The sequence below is a fragment of the Brevundimonas albigilva genome (genome assembly GCF_023573565.1).
GTDB lineage: Bacteria > Pseudomonadota > Alphaproteobacteria > Caulobacterales > Caulobacteraceae > Brevundimonas > Brevundimonas albigilva.
In genome coordinates, this window is record NZ_CP097649.1 from 1,331,939 (window position 1) to 1,351,094 (window position 19,156).

The following is a 19,156-nucleotide window of genomic DNA, read 5'->3' on the forward strand; positions in this document are numbered from 1 at the left end:
GCCGCGCCTCCGCCCTGGGATGGGCCGGCGTCGGCGCGGCGCTGCTGTTCGCCGGCTTCGTCGCCCTGGGCGTCTGGCAACTGCAGCGACTGGCCTGGAAGACCGAACTGATCGCCCAGGTCGACGCCCGGGTCCACGCCGCGCCCGTTCCCGCGCCGGGTCCGGCGCAATGGCCCGCCGTGAACCCCACGGACGACCCGTACCGGCGGGTCAGCGTCCACGGCGTCTTCCTGAACGACCGCGAGACCCTGGTGCAGGCGGTCACGGACCTGGGCGGCGGCTTCTGGGTGATGACGCCGATGCGCACGGACCGGGGGTTCGTGGTTCTGGTCAACCGCGGCTTCATTCCGCCCGAGCGCCGTGATCGCGCCAGCCGCCCGACGCCGCGAGGGCCGCAGTCGGTCACCGGCCTGCTGCGCATGGCCGAGCCGGGCGGCGGGTTCCTGCGCCGCAACGACCCCGCGGCGGACCGCTGGTTCTCGCGCGACGTGGACGCGATCGCCCGGGCCAAGGGCCTGGCTGACGCGGCGCCCTATTTCATCGACGCCGAGGCGGGCGCGCCGGACGCCTGGCCCCGAGGCGGCCTGACCGTGATCCGCTTCGCCAACAGCCACCTGATCTACGCCCTGACGTGGTTCGGCATGGCCGCGCTGACGCTGGTCGGGTTCGGCGTCTTCGTGCGCGAGCGGCGGCGGAGGCGGGCGTGACCTCGGGCGTCGAGCGGCTGCTGGGGCTAGGCGGCTGGCGCGAGCAGGTCGCGTCGCACGACGGCGCGAACCGGCGCAACCTGCTGCTGCTGATCCAGTTGCGCTGGCTGGCGGCCGCCGGGCAGGTGGCCACGATCCTGATCGTCCACTACGCCATGAAGATCCCGCTACCGCTGTTCTGGCTGCTGGCGGCGCCGGCGGCGCTGGCGGTGCTGAACCTGGTCAGCGCGCCCGTCGTGGCGCGTCGGCAGGGGGTGTCGGATCGGGAACTGATGCTGGCGCTGGTGTTCGATGTCGCGGCCCTGACCTGGCAGCTCTACCTGACCGGGGGACCGGCCAATCCGTTCGTATCGCTGTATCTGCTGCAGGTCGTGCTGGGCGCGGTGATGCTGGCCCCGGCCTACGCCTGGGCGCTGATCGCGGCGACCAGCCTGTGTTTCGCGGCCCTGGGGCTGCACAACCAGCCGCTGGCCCTGCCGCCCACGCGCGAGGACGCGCTGCTGAGCCTGTATCTGCAGGGCAGCCTGATCAGCTTCGTCCTGATGGCGGTGCTGCTGGTGCTGTTCGTCACCCGGATCGCGGCGAATCTGCGTGAGCGGGACGCGGCGATGGCGGCCATGCGCCAGCAGGCGATCGAGCACGACCACATCGTGCGGATGGGGCTGCTGGCGTCCGGCGCGGCGCACGAGCTGGGCACGCCGCTGGCCTCGCTGTCGGTGATCCTGAGCGACTGGAAGCGGATGCCGGCCCTGGCGGACGACCCGGACCTGGTTCAGGACATGACGGTGATGCGCGCCGAGGTCGAACGCTGCAAGGCCATCGTCACCGGCATTCTGATGTCCGCGGGCGAGGCGCGGGGCCAGGCGCCCGAACGCACCACCGTGCGCGCCTTCCTGGCCGGGGTGGTCGAGGGCTGGAACGGCGGCGAGGTGCGCGCCGAGGTCCGCGACGGCCTGGCCTTCGATCCCGTCATCATCGCCGATCCGGCGTTGCGCCAGGTGCTGGGCGTGCTGTTCGACAACGCCGCCGAGGCGGGCGCGCGTCATGTCGTGATCTCGACCCGGATGGTCGACGAGGTGCTGCGGATCGACGTGCGCGACGACGGGCCGGGGTTCCACCCGGACGTGCTGGCGCGGCTGGGACAGCCCTACACCTCGACCAAACCGCGGCCCGGGGCTGGACTGGGGCTGTTCCTGCTGGTGAATGTCATCCGCTCGCTGGGCGGATCGGTCGAGGCGGGCAACCCGCCGGCCGGCGGCGGCGAGGTCCGCCTGAGCCTGCCGCTGGCGTCGCTGACGCCGAACGAGGAGACGGACGATGGCCGATGAGAGCCGCCTGTTGCTGATCGTCGAGGACGACGAATCCTTTTCGTCCACCCTGCGGCGCTCGTTCGAACGGCGCGGCTACACCGTACTGGTCGCCGCGGGCCCCGAGGCGATGGAGATGGTACTGAAGACGCGCCGGCCGGGGTACGCCGTGGTCGACCTGAAGCTGGGCGCCGCGTCCGGCCTGAGCTGCGTGGAGCGTCTGCACGCCTTTGACCCGGGCATGAACATCGTCGTCCTGACCGGTTTCGCCAGCATCGCCACGGCGGTCGAGGCCATCAAGCTGGGCGCGCGCCACTATCTGGCCAAGCCCGCCAGCACTGACGACATAGAGGCGGCCTTCGGCCGGGCGGAAGGCGACGCCGCCGCGCCGCTGGGTGCGCGTCCGACGTCGATCAAGACGCTGGAATGGGAACGCATCCACGAGGTGCTCGCCGAAACCGACTTCAACATCTCCGAAACGGCGCGCCGGCTGGGAATGCACCGCCGCACCCTGGCGCGCAAGCTGGAGAAGCGGCAGGTCACCTGAGCGGGAACCCGCGCCGGGGCCGGGGGTTGATCGCTCGACAGACCAGCGGAGATTTCAGCATGACCCAGACCCCCATCGCCCCGGCCAGCCCCGACGACATCGTTCTGGAAGACGACAGCCTGACCCATCGGCTGGATGTCGCGGCCGACGAGATGATCGCCGCCGGCGAACGCCGCAGCTTCGATCGCCCGGACTCCCTGCGCGGCGCCGTAAAGGCCGACGCGGCCCGCCTGCGTGAAGGCGTCGAGGACGGCGTCGTCCAGGCCCGCGAGCGGATCCGCCAGTCGCCCGAGCGCGCGACGCTTTACGCCCTGGGGATCGGCGTGATCCTGGGGATGCTGCTGCGGCGTTAAGCCGGGCCGCTGGCGGGGCGCGTCAGCGGAGCGCGCCTGAGAGCGGCGTCCGAGACGAACGGATTGGCGCGCCGCTCTTCCCCGAAGGTCGAGATCGGCCCGTGGCCGGGCACGAAGGTCACGTCGTCGCCCATCGGCCACAGCTTGTCGACCACCGAGCGGATCAGGGCCGGCGGGTCGCTCATAGGAAAGTCGGTGCGGCCGACCGAGCCCTTGAACAGGACGTCGCCGACCTGGGCGAAGCGGGCGGCGCGATTGAAGAAGACGACATGGCCGGGCGTGTGTCCCGGGCAATGGCGCACCTCCCACACCGTTTCGCCCAGGGCGACGGTGTCGCCGTCCTCCAGCCACCGATCGGGGGTGAAGGGACGCGCGTCCGGCAAGCCGTACATCCGACCCGATTCGACGATGCGGTCGATCCAGAACTGATCGGCGGCCTGGGGGCCGATGATCTTGGCCCCGGCCTTCTCCTGCATCTCCGCGGCGCCCCCGGCGTGGTCCAGGTGCGCATGGGTGATCCAGATCTGGTCTAGGGTCAGCCCCCGCCGCGCGACTTCGCCCAGCACCGCATCGACCGACCCGCCGGGATCGATCACGGCGGCCTTGTTGGTGGCGGCGCACCACACGGTCGTGCAGTTCTGCTGAAGCGGCGTGACGGGCGTGACGAAGACGCCGATGGGCGAGGACTGGCTCATGGCCTCTTCAATAGGGATGCAAGGGCCAAAAAAGAAGGCGGCCCGAAGGCCGCCTTCCGTCGTTATCGGCGCTCTTCGTCCGAGCCCGGCGCGGGCGCGCCCGGCATCGGCGGCACCGGTCCCGGAGGCGCGTCCGGGGACAGTTCCGGCACATCGACGATGCCGCGGCCCACGTGGCTCTTGCGGAAGCCGTAGATGAAATAGATCACCAGGCCGATGGCGCCCCAGATGGGCAAGACCATCTTGGCGTCGTGGGGCAGGTTCCAGAACAGCGCCAGGCAGCCCAGGGCCGACAGCGGCGCGATGACCCAGACCGCCGGCGTCTTGAACGGCCGGTGACGGTTCGGATCCTTGACCCGCAGCATCAGCACCGCGATCGACACCATGAAGAAGGCGAACAGCGTGCCCGAGTTGGAGATGTCCGCCAGCTGTCCGACGGGGAACAAGGCGCCGGCGATGGCCACCGCGATGCCGGTGAACAGGGTCACGATGTAGGGCGTCTTCCACTTGGAATGCATCTTGGTCAGGCCTTCCGGCAGCAGACCGTCGCGCGCCATGACGAAGAAGATGCGGGTCTGGCCGAAGATCATCATCAGGATGACCGACGGCAGGGTCAGCAAGGCGGCGGTTCCCAGGGCGTTGCCGACCTGCGGGTGACCGATGACGCGCAGGACATGCGCCAGCGCTTCGTTCGAGCAGACCAGCCGGTCGGCGTTCTCGGTCAGGGCGCAGGCGGCCATGAAGGCGGCCGATCCCGGTTGGACGGCCGAACCGTCGGCGGCCAGGACCGGCTGCGCGCCGATGGCGCCCGCCGCGCCCAGCGCGACCAGCAGGTAGAAGACGGTGCAGAAGGCCAGCGAGCCGATCAGGCCGATGGGCACGTTGCGTTGCGGATTCTTGGTTTCCTCGGCCGCCGTCGATACGGCGTCGAAGCCGACATAGGCGAAGAAGATCGAGGCGGCGGCCCCGACGATGCCCATGCCCGAATAGGCGCCGAACATTCCGTTGGGCGCGAACGGCGACAGATTGGCCGTCTCGACGACCGGCAGGGTCAGGGCGATGAAGATGGTCAGGGCCACGACCTTGATGGCCACCAGGATGGCGTTGACGCGCGCCGATTCCGTGGTGCCGATGATCAGCAGGCCGGTGACGGCCAGGGCCACGATGATGGCCGGAACATTGATCAGGCCGACCGAGAAGTCCGGCGTCGGGATCAGGCCGTTCATCGACCAGGCGGGTCCGGCCGACAACATGTCCGGGAAGTCGAATCCCAGCCCTTTCTCGATCAGCCCCAGCACATAGCCCGACCAGCCGACCGACACGGCCGAGGCCGCCACGGCGTATTCGAGAATCAGCGCCCAGCCCACGCACCAGGCCAGAAGCTCGCCCATGACGGCGTAGGTGTAGGTGTAGGCCGAGCCCGACACCGGCGCCATCGAGGCCAGTTCCGAATAGCAGAGCGCCGCCACGGCGCAGACCGCGCCGGCGATGACGAAGCTGATCATCATGCCCGGCCCGGCCTTCTGCGCGGCCGCGGCCGTCAGCACGAAGATGCCGGTGCCGATGATGGCCCCGATGCCCAGCAATGTCAGTTGGATCGGACCCAGCGACCGGTGAAGCGATTTCTTCTCGGCCGTGGCCAGAATCGCGTCGAGCGACTTAACGCGCCACATAATTACCCCCACGTTTTACGGCAGCCCTCGCTGCGTCGGGCGGGACGCTAGCGGCCTACGCCCGGCCGCGCAACGCGGATGACGGCGCGGTTAACGCCAGACGACGCTTTCGTGATCGCCCCGCGCCGGGCTAGAGCCGTCCGATGCTGCCGATCCACGCCGTGCTCGATCCGCTGAAGGCCGCCCTGTCGGGGGCCAATACGGCCGTGCTGGCGGCGCCGCCCGGCGCGGGGAAGACCACCGTGGTTCCCCTGGCCCTGCTGGATCAGCCGTGGCTGGGGGACGGCAAGGTCCTGGTGCTGGAACCGCGACGCTTGGCCGCGCGCGCGGCCGCCGACCGCATGGCTTCCGTCCTGGGCGAGAGCGCGGGCGGCCAGGTCGGCTATCGCACCCGGTTGCAGAGCCGCATCGGCCCCCGCACCCGCATCGAGGTCGTCACCGAGGGCGTCTTCACCCGCATGATCCTGGACGACCCCGGCCTGGAGGGGATCGGCGCGGTCCTGTTCGACGAGTTTCACGAGCGCAGCCTGGACGCCGACCTGGGCCTGGCCCTGGCGCGCGAGACGCAAGGGGCGTTGCGCGAGGATCTGCGCCTGCTGGTGATGTCGGCCACATTGGATGTGGCGGGCGTGTCGCGCCTGCTGGGCGGCGCGCCGGTGATAGAGGCGCAGGGGCGGGCCTATCCGGTCCAGACCCGCTATCTCGGCCGCAATCCGCCCGAACGGTTCGAGGAGGCGATGGCGCGCGCCTGCCTGACCGCCCTGGGAGAGGAGACAGGCTCCGTCCTGGCCTTCCTGCCGGGGCAGGGCGAAATCCACCGCGTGGCCCGTCTGGTCGGCGAGCGGCTGCGTCTGCCGAACGTGGACGTCGTGCCGCTGTACGGCGGCCTGGACCGGACCGAGCAGGACCGGGCGATCGCGCCGGCCGCGCCGGACCGGCGCAAGCTGGTGCTGGCGACCTCGGTGGCCGAGACCAGCCTGACCATCGACGGGGTGCGGGTGGTGATCGACGGCGGCCTGTCGCGCGTGCCCCGGTTCGAGCCGTCCAGCGGCCTGACCCGGTTGGCGACGGTGCGGGTCAGCCGCTCCTCGGCCGAGCAACGGCGGGGCCGTGCGGGCCGCACCCAGCCGGGCGTCTGCTACCGCCTGTGGGACGAGGAACAGACGCGCGGCCTGGTTCCACATCAGAAGCCGGAGATCCAGGAGGCGGACCTGACCGGGCTGGCGCTGGACCTGGCGCGCTGGGGCGCGCGCTCGACCGAGGGCCTGGCGTTGCTGGATCCGCCGCCGGCCGGGGCGATGGCGGAGGCGCGCAAGGTTCTGGGCCGCCTGGGCGCGCTGGACGCCGACGGCGGGCTGACGGCGCATGGGCGGCGTCTGACCCGCATCCCGCTGTCGCCGCGGCTGGCGCACATGGTCGCCATCGCCTCGGACGACGGCGACGCCCTGACGGGAGCCCGCATCGCCGCCCTGCTGAGCGAGCCGGGGCTGGGCGGCTCCAGCGTCGACCTGGCCGACCGGCTGGCGGCGTTGGCGCGCGATCGTTCCCCGCGCGCGCAGGATGCGGAAAAGCTGGCCGGGCGCTGGGCCAAGGCGGCGGGCGGCGGCGTCGGGCGCGTGGTCGAGCCAGGACTGCTGCTGGCCGAGGCCTTTCCCGAGCGCATCGCGCGCGCCAAGGGCCGGCCGGGCGAACTTCTGCTGGCCAGCGGACGCGGCGCCCTGCTGGACCCCGCAGACCATCTCGCGCGCGAAACCTGGCTGGCGGTCGGCGAACTGGGCGGCGGCGACGCCCGCGACCGGGTCCGCCTGGCCGCCGCGCTGGACGAGGAAACGCTGCGCGCCCGCCTGTCGCGCCTGATCGAGACCGAGGACCGCCTGGCGCGCGAGCCGTCGGGCCGGCCGGTGATCCGACGGGTCCGGCGCATCGGGGCCGTCGTGCTGGACGAGAGGATCGTCGGGGCCCCGGATGCGGCCCAGCTGGCCGCCGCCCTGCGCGCCGAGGTGGAGGCTGAGGGGCTGGCGGGATTGCGCTGGGGCGAGCAGTCGACGGCGCTGCGGGCCCGCCTGGCGTTTCTGCGCGGGCTGGACGACGCCTGGCCGGACGTGTCCGACGCAGGCCTGGCGGCCGCGCGCGAGACGTGGCTGTGGCCGCTTCTGGACGGCGCGCGTTCGCTGGAGACGATCGCCGACGCGCGTCTGGCGGACGGCCTTCGCGCCTTGATCCCGTGGGACTTGCAGCGCCGGCTGGACGAGCTGGCGCCGGTCCGGCTGACCACGCCGCTGGGTTCGGCGGCCATCGACTATGCGGCGGAGGGCGGTCCGCGCGTCGACATCCGCGTTCAGGAGCTGTTCGGCGTGACGACCCATCCGACCGTCGGCGGCGGGCGGGTTCCTCTGACGCTGGCTCTGCTGTCGCCGGCGCGCCGGCCGGTGCAGGTGACCCGGGACCTGCCCGGCTTCTGGGCCGGCTCGTGGGCGGCCGTCCGGTCCGAGATGCGCGGCCGCTATCCTCGCCATCCGTGGCCGGACAATCCCGCCGAGGCGTCCCCCACCACCCGCGCCAAGCCGCGCGGGACGTGATCGCGCTTGACGACGCGCCCGCCGGGCGGGCATCGCAGGCGCATAAGAGGGGAGAAACCATGGCCGACGCCGTCCTGCCCAGGAACTCGACCGGTCGGGTGCTGTTCGCCAGCCTGATCGGCACGACGATCGAGTTCTTCGACTTCTACATCTACGCCACGGCGGCGGTGCTGGTGTTTCCCGCCCTGTTCTTTCCCGGCGACGATCCGCTGACCTCGACGCTGTCGTCCTTCGCCACCTTCGCCATCGCCTTCTTCGCCCGCCCCGTGGGGGCGGTGGCGTTCGGCCATTTCGGCGATCGGGTGGGACGCAAGGCCACCCTGGTGGCGGCCCTGTTGACGATGGGGCTGTCGACGGTGGCGATCGGCCTTCTGCCCACCTACGCCCAGGCGGGCGTGGTCGCGCCGATGCTGCTGGCGCTTTGCCGCTTCGGCCAGGGGCTGGGACTGGGCGGCGAGTGGGGCGGGGCGGTCCTGCTGGCGACCGAGAACGCGCCGCCGGGAAAGAAGGCCTGGTTCGGCATGTTCCCGCAACTGGGCGCACCCATCGGCTTCATCCTGTCGACCAGCGCCTTCATCCTGCTGACGGCCAGCCTCAGCGAGGAGGCCTTCCTGAGCTGGGGATGGCGCGCGCCCTTCCTGGCCAGCGCGGTGCTGGTGTTCGTGGGGCTGTGGGTGCGGATGAAGATCACCGAGACGCCCGAGTTCAAGACGGCGGTGGAACGCCACGAGCGGGTGCGCGCGCCGGTCGTCAGCCTGTTTCAGCGGCACAAGGCGGCGCTGGTTCTGGGCACGCTGGGCGCCACGACCACCTTCGTCCTGTTCTATCTGATGACCGTCTTCGCCCTGGGATGGGCCACGACCGGCATGGGGCTGGCGCGGGCCGACGTCCTGCCGGTCCAGCTGATCGGCGTGCTGTTCTTTGCCGCCCTGATCCCCGTGACCGCGCTGGCGGCGGACAAGTTCGGCCAGGTCAGGGTCCTGATCGCCTCCACAATCGGCATCGGCCTGTTCGGCGCCCTTTTCGCGCCCCTGCTGCACGGCGGATTGAGCGGGCTGCTGATCTTCTTCGCCCTGGGTTTCGCCTTGATGGGCTGCACCTACGGGCCGCTGGGCGCGGCGATGGCGCGGCCGTTCCCGACGGCGGTGCGCTATACCGGGGCGTCGATGGCGTTCAACCTGGCAGGCATATTGGGGGCGTCGCTGGCGCCCTATGTCGCGCTGAAGCTGGCGCAGGCGTGGGGGCCGGCGGCGGTCGGCGGCTATCTGTCGGCGGCGGCGCTGCTGACCGCCCTGGCGCTGTGGGGCATGGGGCGGGTGCTGCCGGAGGACAGGACCTAATCCGCCCCCTGGCGGGCCCATTCAAGCGCCAGGACGCGACAGGCCGAGGCCAGCGGCCGCCGGCCCCGGCCGGCGTCGATCTCGGCCAGCAGCCCGGCCTTGCTGAGGCCGCGCGATTTCGCCACCCGGTCCAGGACCTCCCAAAACTCGGGCTCCAGCGCCACCGAGGTGGCGTGACCGGCCAGAACGACCGATCGTTTCGTCAGCCCCGACACCCGATCAGCGAGCCGATTTAAGGATGATGTCGGCCGACGCGGGCGCCCCTTGCGTCAGCACGGCGTGGCGGGTGTCCGTGACGAAGACCAGCCGGCCGTCCGCATCGCGGATGTCGGCGCGGGCGGCGTAGGTGTGGCGGGGATCGATCTGGCCGGTGGGAACGCCCAGCGTCACGGCGTAGGGCGGCCCGCCCTCCAGCGGCTTGCGGGTCTCGGCCAGCACGACGGCGGGGGCGTCGGCCAGGCTGACATCCTCGATCCGCACCGTCAGCACATGGCCCGGAGGCAACATGATGCGCTCCCGGTAGGTGGAGGTGACGGAGACGGTCGTCATGCCAGTAGAGGCATTCGGCCCCGGCGTCGCGGCGCAGGCGGCCAGGACGAGGGCGGCGGGCAATATCATCGGCGCATGACGCATCGGGGTCTCCGTGGCTCGGTTCAGTGTGTCACAGTCGGGCGCAAGACGTGAGCGGCGCCGAGGCGACACTGATGTTAAGCGAGCTTTGCCGTTTGGAGTTCCCGTCTTGAGCCGATCCGCCGCCATCCTGGCCATCGTCGTCTGCGCCCTGATCTGGGGCACGACATGGTTCGCCATAACCCTGCAGCTGGGGCCGGTCGACCCCATCGCGTCGATCGTCTGGCGCTTCGGCCTGGCTGCGGCCCTGCTGTTCGCCGGATGCGCGGCGACCCGCCGGCCGCTGCGCCTGGATCGCGCCCAGCACCTGGCCGCGGCGGGGCAGGGGGCCTTCGTCTTCGCGGTCAGCTACGGCTTCGTCTATGCGGCCGAGGAGAACGTCGCTTCGGCCGTGGTGGCGGTGATCTTCGCCGCCCTGGCCTTCGTCAACCTGGTCCTGTTTCGCGTCCTGGTGAGACAGAAGGCCGCGCCCGGCGCATGGCTGGGCGCCGCGCTGGGCGTGGTCGGGGTCGCCGTGCTGTCGCTGGGCCAGCTGTCGGGGGCGGGGGCCGGCGCGGCGCCTGCGCTGGGCGTGGGTTTCGCCCTGGTCGCGGTCATGGCCTCGGCGCTGGGCAACTGGTTCGCCTGGCGGGGTCAGCAGGCGGGCGCCCCGGTGATCCCGGCGACCGCCTGGGCGATGGCCTACGGCACGGGGATGCTGGCGCTCTACGGCGTGGCGACGGGGGTGGAGTGGCGGATCGAGCCCAGCGCGGCCTATCTGCTGTCCCTGCTGCACCTGTCGATCCTGGGCTCGGTCGTGGCCTTCGCCCTGTATTTCACCCTCGCCCGCCATCGCGGCTACGCCCAGGCCAGCTATATCTCCGCCCTGACGCCGCCCATAGCCATGGGGGTGTCGGTGCTGTTCGAGGACGCGTGTTTCGGGTGGAGCGCCGTGATCGGACTGGTCCTGGTCCTGGCGGGGCAGGTCTTGCTGATCCGCGCGCCCAAGGCCTGAGGGGTCAATCCTCCCGCTTGTGCCCGTCGATGTGACGCTCCGCGCGTTCACGCTCGGTTCGAGCGGTCTTCTTCTCCGCTGCCGTTCGCCCGTGAGCCGCGCGATTGGCGGCGGCGCGCGCCTTGTCCTTGGCCTTGTCCCGCGCCTTGCGCGCGCGGTTCAGGTTGACGATTTCGCCCATGCTCAAGCTCCGCCGTTCGAAACCCGTCGCCGCCCAAAGCATTCTGGGGACAGGCAACGAAAGGAAACATCATGGTAGACGCCTCCCTCATCAAGGAACACCTGGAAGTGGTCGGTTCGGACGGCGGGCACGTCGGCCGCGTGGACCACGTTCTGGGCGACCAGATCGAACTGGCGAAGATGGATCTGGCCGGCGGCTTCAAGCACCACATGATCCCGGTCAGCTGGGTCGAGCGCGTGGACGACAAGCACGTCCACCTGAACCTGACCAAGGACGAGGCCAAGGCCCGCTGGACCGAAAAGCCGCACTGAGGCGCCTCGCCTTGATGACAAAAGGCCCCGCCGATCCGGCGGGGCCTTTTTCGTTTCGCGTTCGATCGGCGCCTACTGCGGCGCGATCATCTTTTCGGGGCGCACGTATTCATCGAACTCCTCGTTCGTCAGATAGCCGCCGCCGACGGCTTCCTCGCGCAGGGTGGTGCCGTTCTTGTGCGCCGTCTTGGCGATCTTGGCGCAGGTGTCGTAGCCCAGCTTGGCGTTCAGCGCCGTGACCAGCATCAGGCTGTTCTCCAGGCCCCGCTTGATGTTGTCCTCGCGCGGCTCGATGCCGACGACGCAATTGTCGGTGAAGCTGACGGCCGCGTCCGCCACCAGGCGCACCGACTGCAGGAAGTTGTAGGCCATCACCGGATTGAAGACGTTCAGTTCGAAATGACCTTGCGAGTCGGCGAAGGTCAGGGTGGCGTGGTTGCCGAACACCTGGGCGCACACCTGGGTCAGGGCCTCGCACTGGGTCGGATTGACCTTGCCCGGCATGATGGACGAACCCGGCTCGTTTTCCGGCAGGGCCAGTTCGCCCAGCCCCGAGCGCGGGCCCGAGCCCAGGAAGCGGATGTCGTTGGCGATCTTGAACAGCGACGCGGCGACCGTGTTGATCGCGCCGTGGCTGAAGACCATGGCGTCGTGGGCGGCCAGGGCCTCGAACTTGTTCGGCGCGGTCTTGAACGGCAGACCTGTGATCTGGGCGACGCGATCCGCCACCCCTTCCGCAAAGCCGATCGGCGCGTTCAGGCCGGTGCCGACCGCGGTGCCGCCCTGGGCCAGTTCCATCAGCTTGGGCAGGGTCTGCTCGATCCGCTCGATTCCGTTGCGAACCTGCGCCGCGTAACCGCCGAACTCCTGGCCCAGCGTAAGGGGCGTGGCGTCCTGGGTGTGGGTGCGGCCGATCTTGATGATGCCCTTCCAGGCCTCGGCCTTGTCGTTCAACGCATTGCCCAGCTTCTGCAGCGCCGGGAGCAGGCGGTGCACCACCTCTTCGGCGCAGGCCACGTGCATGGCCGTCGGATAGGTGTCGTTGGACGACTGGCTCATGTTGACGTGGTCGTTGGGATGGACAGGCTTTTTGGAGCCCATCTCGCCGCCCAGGATTTCGATGGCGCGGTTCGAGATCACCTCATTGGCGTTCATGTTCGACTGGGTGCCCGAACCCGTCTGCCAGACGACCAGCGGGAAGTGGTCGTTCAGCTTGCCCTCGATGACTTCGTTGGCGGCCTGGATGATGGCGTCGGCCAGCTTGGGGTCCAGCTTGCCCAGGTCGCGATTGGTCTCGGCCGCCGCGCGCTTGACGACGCCCAGCGCCCGCACGACCGGCAGGGGCTGCTTTTCCCAGCCGATCTTAAAGTTGCCCAGCGAGCGCTGCGCCTGGGCGCCCCAGTAACGGTCGGCGGCGACCTCGATCGGGCCGAAGGTGTCGGTTTCGGTGCGGACGTTGCTCATGGGACTCGTCTTCCGGCGTGGCTTTGCGTTGCGCAGGCGTGTAGCACGGACGCCATGCAGGGCAAGGCGAAGGCATGACGGCGGGCTGGATCGGTACCGGCAAGGTGCGGGCGCGCGAGGACGGCCAGGCCGTCGAGATCGTCATCGACGGCCTGACCACCCAAGCCAAATACTACAAGCCCCTGGTCTATGAGTTCATGCGCAAGGAATGGCGCGGCGCGCGCCCGGCCTGGGGCGATCATGTCGTCGAGATCCGCATGGAGCACGTCGGCGACCCGCCCTGGATGGACCTGGACAACCTGGCCAAGGCGCTGCTGGACGCCATCAAGGGCTATCTGTTCCATGACGACGCCCAGGTCGCCCGCCTGCTGGTCGAACGCCATGAAGGCGAGCGCGAGCGGATCACGATCCGCGCCTATCCGCGATAACGCGCCTATTTCTTGCGGAACTGGTCCAGCGAGACGACCTTGGGGCCGTCATCGGACGGCGGGGTCGGCTCGGGCGGGGTGGGCTCCTCGACGGCTTCGTTGATTTCCGGCGCCTCGAACTGCAGCAGGAACTGGACGCTGGGATCGTAGAAGCGCGTCACCGCCGAATAGGGCATGGCCAGGGTCTTGGGCACGCCGCCGAAGCGCAGCTTGACTGAGAAGCGGTCCGCCTCGACCCGCAGATCGTCATACTGGTGCTGGAGCACGACCGTCATTTCATCGGGATATTTGGCCAGGATGTCGGGCGACACCGAAACGCCTGGGGCCCGGGTCTTGAAGGTGATGTAGAAATGATGCGCGCCCGGCAGGCCGTCGGCGACGACCCGCTCCAGCGCCGCACGCACGACGCCGCGCAGCGCCTCGTGGGCCAGCCGCTCGTAATTCATCTCGTCGACCGGAGGGGCCTGGTCGGTCATCGTCACCTCGCTTCAGTGCGCGACTGATAGCGGCGACCGTGCGCGGGCGAAAGATGGCATGAAGGTAAAGCGCCGGGATTCTGTCGCCAGGCGCGCGAAGGGCTTTCGAGGTGGAGTGGAGGGCTTCTGTTGCCAGGCGCCCTCCGGGCCCCGCCCAGGGATCTGAACCCCTAGGACTTAAGATTCGAAATCACTCGAACCGCATTACGCGGCGAGAGCGACTTCTCCAGCGAAGTTATCGTTCGCAGTTAGATAAAGGCCCGATACGGTGGGCCAGGACGAGCGAAAGCAATCCTCTTTACACGTCCGTCGATGCTAGTCGGCCCCAGGCTGCCTCCGCCGATAACGCGGGGAAGAAGATGGTGGAGCCGCCGGGAATCGCACCCGGGTCCGGTCCGCTTATTACAGGCGCCTTTATCGCCATAGTCCGGCCGAGGCCGGACAGGCTCAATATAGGCGGTCGGCGCTCGATCTCCAAGCCGTCATGCGACCCCGGACGCGCGACGCCATTGCGGCGTCTGGTTGCGAAACCAGGTCAGCTGGCGCTTGGCATAGTTGCGCGTGGCCTGTTTCAGGGCGTCCGTCGCCTGCTCGCGCGAGCATCGGCCCTCCAGAAAGTCCGCCAGTTCCCGCACGCCGACAGCCTTCATGGCGGGCAGCGACGGGTCCAACCCACGCGCCAGCAGCGTCTCCACCTCCGCCAAGGCGCCGTCCGTCATCATCCGGTCCACGCGCCGGTCGCAGGCGTCATAGAGAGCGACGCGGTCGGGCTCCATCACCATCCCCCGCCAGGCCTCCGGGGCCAGCAGCGGGCGGGTCTGCGCGCGCCAGGCGCTGAGCGGGCGGCCGCTGGCGGTCAGCACGCTCATGGCGCGGATCAGCCTCTGCCGGTCGCCGCGCTCGATCGCGGCCGCCGCATCGGGGTCGGCCTCGGCCAGACGGGCGCGGAAGGCGGTTTCCCCCTGCGTCTCATAGTCTCGCTCGACCGCCTCGCGCACCTCCAATGGCACATCGGGAATATCGGCCAGGCCTCGGGTCAGGCTCGTGAAATAGAGCCCCGTACCGCCGACCAGGACGAGGGGGCGGCCATCCGCGCCCAGGCGCTCGATCTCGGCCATCGCCGCGCGGCTCCAGCGGCCCGCCGACCAGGCGTCCGCCGCGTCCGCGACGCCGTACAGTCGATGCTCGGCCTGGGCCTCGTCCTCCTGGCTGGGCCGGGCGGTCAGGACCCGCAGATCGGCGTAGAGCTGCTGGCTGTCAGCGTTGAGGATGACCGCTCCCGTCTCGCGCGCCAGCTTCAGCGCCAGGGCGGACTTGCCCGAGGCGGTCGGGCCGGCGATGAGGGTGATTGAAGGCTGTTGCGACAAATCCAGGCTCGCGGGCGGCGTCCGTCGGCGATAGAACGCGCGCCTTCCCGTCCGCAAGCCCCCGGAGGCCGCCTTGGTCGAACGTTCCGCCGTCATCGCCGCCCTGGACGCCGTCATCGACCCGGCGTCGGGCCGGGGGCTGGTCGCCGCCGGCCTGGTGCAGGGCCTGGTGGTCGGCGAGGACCGCGCCGGTTTCGCCCTGGAGGTCGACGGCGCCAGGGCGGCGCTCTACGCTCCCGTTCGCGACGCCGCAGAGGCGGCCCTGAAGGCGCTTCCCGGCCTGGCGCGCGCATCGGTGATCCTGACGGCCGAGGCCAGGCCGGCCGCCGCGCCGCGCACCGCCGGCCTTTCCAGGGCCGCCGTCGACCAGGGGCGACCCAAGGCGCCGGTCCCGACCGATCGCCCGGCGCACGTCCGCCGCGTCCTGGCCGTGGCCAGCGGCAAGGGCGGGGTGGGCAAGTCCACCGTCGCCGTCAACCTGGCCGCCGCCCTGGCGACGCGCGGACTGTCGGCCGGCGTCCTGGACGCCGACGTCTATGGACCCTCGCTGCCGACCATGCTGGGGATCGCCGGCCAGCCCGCCTATGAGGACGGCGCCATCGTTCCGCATCAGGCGCACGGGTTGAAGGCCATGTCGGTCGGCTTGCTGACCCGGATGGACGACGCCATGATCTGGCGCGGGCCCATGGCGTCGCAGGCCATCACCCAGATGCTGACCCAGACGCGCTGGGGAACCGCCGAGGCGCCGCTGGACGTGCTGGTGGTCGACCTGCCGCCGGGGACCGGCGACGTGCAACTGACCTTGATCCAGAAGACGCCGCTGGACGGCGCGGTCGTTGTCTCCACGCCGCAGGAGGTGGCCCTGGCCGACGCCCGCCGCGCCCATACCCTGTTCCAGAAGGTCGGCGTGCCGACCCTGGGCCTGATCGAGAACATGAGCGGCCCGGTCTTCGGCCAGGGCGGGGCCGAGGCCGAGGCCGCGCGCCTGGGCGTGCCCTTCCTGGGCGACCTGCCGCTGGACGCCGCCGTGCGTCAGGCGGGCGATGCGGGACGGCCCGTCGTCCTGGCCGACCCGTCGGGAGAGATCGCCGGCCGCTTCGCTGCGGTGGCGGCGCGGGTGGCGGCGGAACTGGGTCTCTAGGCCGGCTCGACCACCACGGCGGTTCCATAGGCCAGCACCTCGGTCACGCCGGGCATGATCTCGGTGGCGTCGTAGCGGACGGCCAGGATGGCGTTCGCGCCGTGGGCCTGGGCGTGCTTGACCAGTTCGTCATACGCCTCTTGCCGCCCGGCCTCGGCCAGCTTGACATAGGCGCCGACCCGTCCGCCCAGCATCGACTGGACCCCGCCGATGGCGTCGGAGATGGCGTTGCGCGAGCGCACCGTCACGCCGCGCACCAGGCCGATGTTGCGGGTGACGCGAAAGCCCGGCAGGTCGTTGGTCGTGGTCACATACATGGCGGCCTCCTTATCGCCGTTCCAGCACGCGGAAGGTGAAGGCGTGGTCGTCCTTCTCGCCGGCCGGGTGCGTCTCCGACGATACCTCGGTCCAGGCCTCGGCGTCGAACGCCGGGAAGAACGCGTCGCCCTCGGGCGCGGCGTCGACCTCGGTGATGTACAGCCGGCGGGCGCGGGGCAGAGCGGCCTCGAACAGGGCCGTGCCGCCGATGACGCAGATTTCGCCGACGCCGTCTTCCTCGGCCGTCTCGCGCGCGATCTCGATAGCCTCATCCAGCGTGCCGCAGACCAGCGCACCCTTGGACAGCCCTTCGGCCTCGTACGACTGGTCGCGGGTCAGGACCAGATTCAGCCGGCCGGGCAGGGGGCGCAGCGGCAGGCTCTCCCAGGTCTTGCGCCCCATCAGGCAGGGCTTGCCGATGGTGATGGCCTTGAACCGCTGCAGGTCCGACCGCAGCCGCCAGGGCAGATCGCCGTCACGGCCGATGACCCCGTTGCGCCCGCGCGCGACCACCAGGGACAGGATCGGAATGCTCATGCCGCGTCGCCTTTCCTCGGCTCCAGCCAACGCAGCCATTTGCGCCGCATCGCCTCGTCCAGGTCGACCCCGGCGCGGGCGCAGTAGATCAGCAGCATCCCCAGCACGTCGGCCGCCTCGTCGCCCAGGGCCAGGGCGTCGGGTTTGCCGCGCGCCCGTTGCGACAGGCGCAGATGCTCGGCCGTCAACTCGCCCAGCTCCTCCTGCAGCTTCAGAAGCGCCCAGTCCCGGTCGCGGTCGATGGCGTGTTCGGCCGCATAGATGTCGGAGATGCGCAGGACATCGGCCTGCAACGCCTTCAGATCCATGACGGCCTCAGCGATGCTCGACGGTGACGCCGGGCGCGGACAGCGCGTCCAGCCGGCCCTTGGCCTCGGCGTCGCCCAGGGCGTAGGCGTCCAGAAAATCCTCGGTCGCCCGAACCAGAAGATCGAACTGTTCGCCTTCGGCGGTCGCCGGCGTCTGGTGACCGCCTCCCGCGATCACGATCAGGGTCTTGTCCCCCTCAGGCGCGGTGTCGAACGGCAGGCGGTGATCACGCCAGTCGTCGGCGTAGCCCGGCACGATGTCCTGATCGCCGGTCACGACCAGCAGGGGCGCGGCCAGGGTGCGATAGGTCTCGGGCGTCACCACGACCGGGATGGGGCCGGGCGAGGACAGGGCGATTACGCCCTTCACGGCGGGATCGCCTTGCGGGCCCAGTATGGTGGTCGCGCCGCCTGCGATCAGGGACATCAGCGAACCGAAGGAATGGCCGGCGACGACCAGCGGCTTGCCGAGGTGCTCGCGTTCGGCGACCGCGCGCGTCAGGGCCAGGTCCTCCAATCGCGTCGTCAGGGCGACCTGGCCGTTGGCGCTCCGATCCGGATGCTGCTGGGAATCGACGTGCAGCGGGGCGATGACGGTGAAGCCGTGCGCGGCCCATGCCGACAGCAGTCGCTGATAGGCCTCCGGCGCGCCGCCGAAGCCGTGGCTGAAGACAACGACGCCCCTTTCGTCGGGGGCGGTCCAGGTCGACAGGGGCACGACGCGGCCATCCGGCGTCGTCAGGGTCTGGCGGGTCGACGCGACGGCCGCGGCCTCGGCGCCGGACGGCGAAAAGGCGAGGGCGGGCGTGACCGGCGCCGACAGAAGCGCAAGGCTCGCCAGGACGGCGCGAACGATCATTACGGGCTCCAGGACGGTCGCGCGGCGGCTCACACCGACACAGGCGCCTTGATGTGCGGCCAGGGGGCGTAGTCGCCGAGGGTGAAGTCCGACAGCTGATAGGCGAACAGATCGTCCTTCGGCGCGATCGTCATGGTCGGCAGCGCCAGGGGTTCGCGCGTCAGCTGAAGTTCCGCCTGCTCCAGATGGTTCAGATACAGGTGCGCGTCGCCGAAGGTGTGGACGAACTCGCCCGGCTCCAGCCCGACCACCTGGGCCATCATCATCGTCAGCAGCGCATAGGAGGCGATGTTGAACGGCACGCCCAGGAAGACGTCGGCGCTGCGCTGATACAGCTGGCAGCTCAGCTTGCCGTCCGCGACGAAGAACTGGAACAGGCAGTGGCAGGGCGGCAGCGCCATGTCGTCGACGTCGGCGGGATTCCAGGCGCTGACGATGTGGCGACGGCCGTTGGGGTTGGTCTTCAGTCCGTGAACCAGCTTCTGGATCTGGTCGATGACGCGGCCGTCCGGCGCCGCCCACGACCGCCATTGCTTGCCATATACCGGGCCCAGCTCGCCCTCGGCGTCGGCCCATTCGTCCCAGATGCTGACCCCGTTTTCCTTCAGCCAGCCGATGTTGGTCTCGCCCCGCAGGAACCACAGCAGTTCGACGATGATCGAGCGCAGGTGCAGCTTCTTGGTGGTCAGGACGGGAAAGCCCTTCGACAGGTCGAAGCGCATCTGGCGGCCGAACACGCCCAGCGTCCCGGTGCCCGTCCGGTCGTCGCGCCGCACCCCGTTGTCCAGAATGTCGCGCAGCAGGTTCAGATACTGCCATTCCGGGTGATCCGCCGGCGCGGCGCCGGTGCGGGCCTGAAGTGCAGCGATGGCGACCTGGGCGTTCATGCCGACAGATTGACCCCCGAATCACTCGAACGCCAATCGCTCGCGTGATCCTCT

General features: G+C 70.2%; 23 protein-coding genes and 1 other RNA gene. 10 read left to right on the forward strand and 14 right to left on the reverse strand.

What is annotated here, in order from left to right:
• The first annotated feature begins 89 nt into the window (after positions 1-89).
• From M8231_RS06570 to M8231_RS06585, 4 genes are read left to right on the forward strand one after another with little or no spacing between them, the layout of a single operon-like run.
• Positions 90-707, forward strand: coding sequence for an SURF1 family protein (locus M8231_RS06570; protein ID WP_348521893.1), 618 nt, complete (start codon positions 90-92; stop codon positions 705-707).
• Positions 704-2,035, forward strand: coding sequence for an ATP-binding protein (locus tag M8231_RS06575; RefSeq protein ID WP_249750691.1), 1,332 nt, complete (start codon positions 704-706; stop codon positions 2,033-2,035). The genes M8231_RS06570 and M8231_RS06575 overlap by 4 nt, the downstream gene beginning before the upstream one ends.
• Complete coding sequence (locus tag M8231_RS06580; protein ID WP_249750690.1) at positions 2,025-2,561, forward strand: response regulator transcription factor; 537 nt, start codon at positions 2,025-2,027, stop codon at positions 2,559-2,561. Before M8231_RS06575 ends, M8231_RS06580 begins: the two co-directional genes overlap by 11 nt.
• Positions 2,562-2,620: 59 nt before the next feature.
• Positions 2,621-2,914: a hypothetical protein gene (locus M8231_RS06585; RefSeq protein WP_249750689.1), complete on the forward strand. Its 294-nt coding sequence runs from the start codon at positions 2,621-2,623 to the stop codon at positions 2,912-2,914.
• Here M8231_RS06585 and M8231_RS06590 read toward each other — a convergent pair.
• Positions 2,911-3,609 carry an MBL fold metallo-hydrolase gene (locus M8231_RS06590; RefSeq protein WP_283843728.1) on the reverse strand — a complete coding sequence of 233 codons (699 nt, stop codon included), beginning with the start codon at positions 3,607-3,609 and terminating at the stop codon, positions 2,911-2,913. The two genes, M8231_RS06585 and M8231_RS06590, sit on opposite strands and share 4 nt — an antisense overlap.
• A 62-nt stretch (positions 3,610-3,671) precedes the next feature.
• Complete coding sequence (locus M8231_RS06595; RefSeq protein ID WP_250202484.1) at positions 3,672-5,282, reverse strand: amino acid permease; 1,611 nt, start codon at positions 5,280-5,282, stop codon at positions 3,672-3,674.
• Positions 5,283-5,425: 143 nt separating this feature from the next.
• On the opposite strand from M8231_RS06595, the gene hrpB reads away from it, so the two are divergent.
• Together hrpB and M8231_RS06605 are read left to right on the forward strand one after the other, a co-directional pair.
• The gene (gene hrpB, locus M8231_RS06600) at positions 5,426-7,861 is read left to right on the forward strand and encodes an ATP-dependent helicase HrpB (protein WP_249750688.1); all 2,436 of its coding nucleotides are present in this window, start codon (positions 5,426-5,428) and stop codon (positions 7,859-7,861) included.
• Between the two features lie 59 nt (positions 7,862-7,920).
• On the forward strand, positions 7,921-9,201 hold the full coding sequence (locus M8231_RS06605) for an MFS transporter (protein ID WP_250202485.1): 1,281 nt from the start codon (positions 7,921-7,923) through the stop codon (positions 9,199-9,201).
• On the opposite strand, the gene M8231_RS06610 is transcribed toward M8231_RS06605, so the two are convergent.
• On the reverse strand, positions 9,198-9,416 hold the full coding sequence (locus M8231_RS06610) for a ribbon-helix-helix domain-containing protein (RefSeq protein WP_249750687.1): 219 nt from the start codon (positions 9,414-9,416) through the stop codon (positions 9,198-9,200). The genes M8231_RS06605 and M8231_RS06610 overlap by 4 nt on opposite strands.
• Positions 9,417-9,420: 4 nt before the next feature.
• Positions 9,421-9,750, reverse strand: coding sequence for a YbaY family lipoprotein (locus M8231_RS06615; RefSeq protein WP_249750686.1), 330 nt, complete (start codon positions 9,748-9,750; stop codon positions 9,421-9,423).
• A gap of 190 nt (positions 9,751-9,940) precedes the next feature.
• Between M8231_RS06615 and M8231_RS06620 the strand changes: the two genes are divergently transcribed.
• Complete coding sequence (locus M8231_RS06620; RefSeq protein WP_249750685.1) at positions 9,941-10,825, forward strand: DMT family transporter; 885 nt, start codon at positions 9,941-9,943, stop codon at positions 10,823-10,825.
• Positions 10,826-10,829: 4 nt separating this feature from the next.
• Here the strand turns inward: M8231_RS06620 and M8231_RS06625 are convergent, their stop codons facing one another.
• The gene (locus tag M8231_RS06625) at positions 10,830-11,006 is read right to left on the reverse strand and encodes a DUF4169 family protein (RefSeq protein WP_249750684.1); all 177 of its coding nucleotides are present in this window, start codon (positions 11,004-11,006) and stop codon (positions 10,830-10,832) included.
• 71 nt (positions 11,007-11,077) lie between these two features.
• On the opposite strand from M8231_RS06625, the gene M8231_RS06630 reads away from it, so the two are divergent.
• Positions 11,078-11,317 (forward strand): DUF2171 domain-containing protein, encoded by a 240-nt coding sequence (locus M8231_RS06630; RefSeq protein ID WP_249750683.1) that lies wholly within the window; start codon positions 11,078-11,080, stop codon positions 11,315-11,317.
• A gap of 72 nt (positions 11,318-11,389) precedes the next feature.
• Here the strand turns inward: M8231_RS06630 and fumC are convergent, their stop codons facing one another.
• Positions 11,390-12,781 (reverse strand): class II fumarate hydratase, encoded by a 1,392-nt coding sequence (gene fumC / locus M8231_RS06635; protein WP_249750682.1) that lies wholly within the window; start codon positions 12,779-12,781, stop codon positions 11,390-11,392.
• A gap of 74 nt (positions 12,782-12,855) precedes the next feature.
• Here fumC and M8231_RS06640 point away from each other — a divergent pair, with 74 nt between their 5' ends.
• Positions 12,856-13,209, forward strand: coding sequence for a RusA family crossover junction endodeoxyribonuclease (locus M8231_RS06640; RefSeq protein ID WP_249750681.1), 354 nt, complete (start codon positions 12,856-12,858; stop codon positions 13,207-13,209).
• 5 nt (positions 13,210-13,214) lie between these two features.
• Here the strand turns inward: M8231_RS06640 and M8231_RS06645 are convergent, their stop codons facing one another.
• From M8231_RS06645 to miaA, 3 genes are all read right to left on the reverse strand, one after another.
• The gene (locus tag M8231_RS06645) at positions 13,215-13,685 is read right to left on the reverse strand and encodes an SspB family protein (RefSeq protein ID WP_249750680.1); all 471 of its coding nucleotides are present in this window, start codon (positions 13,683-13,685) and stop codon (positions 13,215-13,217) included.
• A gap of 114 nt (positions 13,686-13,799) precedes the next feature.
• Positions 13,800-14,167: a transfer-messenger RNA gene (ssrA, locus tag M8231_RS06650) on the reverse strand.
• Positions 14,168-15,052 (reverse strand): tRNA (adenosine(37)-N6)-dimethylallyltransferase MiaA, encoded by an 885-nt coding sequence (gene miaA / locus M8231_RS06655; RefSeq protein WP_249750679.1) that lies wholly within the window; start codon positions 15,050-15,052, stop codon positions 14,168-14,170.
• Positions 15,053-15,125: 73 nt separating this feature from the next.
• Here miaA and M8231_RS06660 point away from each other — a divergent pair, with 73 nt between their 5' ends.
• Positions 15,126-16,193, forward strand: a complete 1,068-nt coding sequence (locus M8231_RS06660) for an Mrp/NBP35 family ATP-binding protein (protein ID WP_249750678.1) — start codon at positions 15,126-15,128, stop codon at positions 16,191-16,193.
• On the opposite strand, the gene M8231_RS06665 is transcribed toward M8231_RS06660, so the two are convergent.
• The 5 genes from M8231_RS06665 to M8231_RS06685 are packed head-to-tail and all read right to left on the reverse strand — an operon-like array spanning position 16,190 to position 19,102.
• Entirely contained in the window at positions 16,190-16,510 is a 321-nt protein-coding gene (locus tag M8231_RS06665; protein ID WP_249750677.1) for a YbjQ family protein, read from the reverse strand. The two genes, M8231_RS06660 and M8231_RS06665, sit on opposite strands and share 4 nt — an antisense overlap.
• A 10-nt stretch (positions 16,511-16,520) precedes the next feature.
• Complete coding sequence (locus M8231_RS06670; protein ID WP_249750676.1) at positions 16,521-17,048, reverse strand: dihydrofolate reductase; 528 nt, start codon at positions 17,046-17,048, stop codon at positions 16,521-16,523.
• Complete coding sequence (locus tag M8231_RS06675; RefSeq protein WP_249750675.1) at positions 17,045-17,356, reverse strand: nucleoside triphosphate pyrophosphohydrolase family protein; 312 nt, start codon at positions 17,354-17,356, stop codon at positions 17,045-17,047. The genes M8231_RS06670 and M8231_RS06675 overlap by 4 nt, the downstream gene beginning before the upstream one ends.
• Before the next feature lie 7 nt (positions 17,357-17,363).
• A complete protein-coding gene (locus tag M8231_RS06680) occupies positions 17,364-18,215 on the reverse strand; it encodes an alpha/beta hydrolase family protein (protein ID WP_249750674.1) in 852 nt (283 codons plus the stop codon).
• Positions 18,216-18,244: 29 nt separating this feature from the next.
• Entirely contained in the window at positions 18,245-19,102 is an 858-nt protein-coding gene (locus M8231_RS06685; protein WP_249750673.1) for a thymidylate synthase, read from the reverse strand.
• Positions 19,103-19,156: the final 54 nt, after the last annotated feature.

What these genes read in the sequence shown, in the direction of transcription:
- M8231_RS06670 (WP_249750676.1), bottom strand. Translation starts at nt 17,048, where the DNA reads ATGAGCATTCCGATCCTGTCCCTGGTGGTCGCGCGCGGGCGCAACGGG.
- M8231_RS06640 (WP_249750681.1), top strand. Translation starts at nt 12,856, where the DNA reads ATGACGGCGGGCTGGATCGGTACCGGCAAGGTGCGGGCGCGCGAGGAC.
- M8231_RS06675 (WP_249750675.1), bottom strand. Translation starts at nt 17,356, where the DNA reads ATGGATCTGAAGGCGTTGCAGGCCGATGTCCTGCGCATCTCCGACATC.
- M8231_RS06615 (WP_249750686.1), bottom strand. Translation starts at nt 9,750, where the DNA reads ATGACGACCGTCTCCGTCACCTCCACCTACCGGGAGCGCATCATGTTG.
- M8231_RS06645 (WP_249750680.1), bottom strand. Translation starts at nt 13,685, where the DNA reads ATGACCGACCAGGCCCCTCCGGTCGACGAGATGAATTACGAGCGGCTG.
- M8231_RS06585 (WP_249750689.1), top strand. Translation starts at nt 2,621, where the DNA reads ATGACCCAGACCCCCATCGCCCCGGCCAGCCCCGACGACATCGTTCTG.
- M8231_RS06685 (WP_249750673.1), bottom strand. Translation starts at nt 19,102, where the DNA reads ATGAACGCCCAGGTCGCCATCGCTGCACTTCAGGCCCGCACCGGCGCC.
- M8231_RS06680 (WP_249750674.1), bottom strand. Translation starts at nt 18,215, where the DNA reads ATGATCGTTCGCGCCGTCCTGGCGAGCCTTGCGCTTCTGTCGGCGCCG.
- M8231_RS06580 (WP_249750690.1), top strand. Translation starts at nt 2,025, where the DNA reads ATGGCCGATGAGAGCCGCCTGTTGCTGATCGTCGAGGACGACGAATCC.
- M8231_RS06595 (WP_250202484.1), bottom strand. Translation starts at nt 5,282, where the DNA reads ATGTGGCGCGTTAAGTCGCTCGACGCGATTCTGGCCACGGCCGAGAAG.
- M8231_RS06590 (WP_283843728.1), bottom strand. Translation starts at nt 3,609, where the DNA reads ATGAGCCAGTCCTCGCCCATCGGCGTCTTCGTCACGCCCGTCACGCCG.
- M8231_RS06665 (WP_249750677.1), bottom strand. Translation starts at nt 16,510, where the DNA reads ATGTATGTGACCACGACCAACGACCTGCCGGGCTTTCGCGTCACCCGC.
- M8231_RS06625 (WP_249750684.1), bottom strand. Translation starts at nt 11,006, where the DNA reads ATGGGCGAAATCGTCAACCTGAACCGCGCGCGCAAGGCGCGGGACAAG.
- M8231_RS06630 (WP_249750683.1), top strand. Translation starts at nt 11,078, where the DNA reads ATGGTAGACGCCTCCCTCATCAAGGAACACCTGGAAGTGGTCGGTTCG.
- fumC (WP_249750682.1), bottom strand. Translation starts at nt 12,781, where the DNA reads ATGAGCAACGTCCGCACCGAAACCGACACCTTCGGCCCGATCGAGGTC.
- M8231_RS06605 (WP_250202485.1), top strand. Translation starts at nt 7,921, where the DNA reads ATGGCCGACGCCGTCCTGCCCAGGAACTCGACCGGTCGGGTGCTGTTC.
- hrpB (WP_249750688.1), top strand. Translation starts at nt 5,426, where the DNA reads ATGCTGCCGATCCACGCCGTGCTCGATCCGCTGAAGGCCGCCCTGTCG.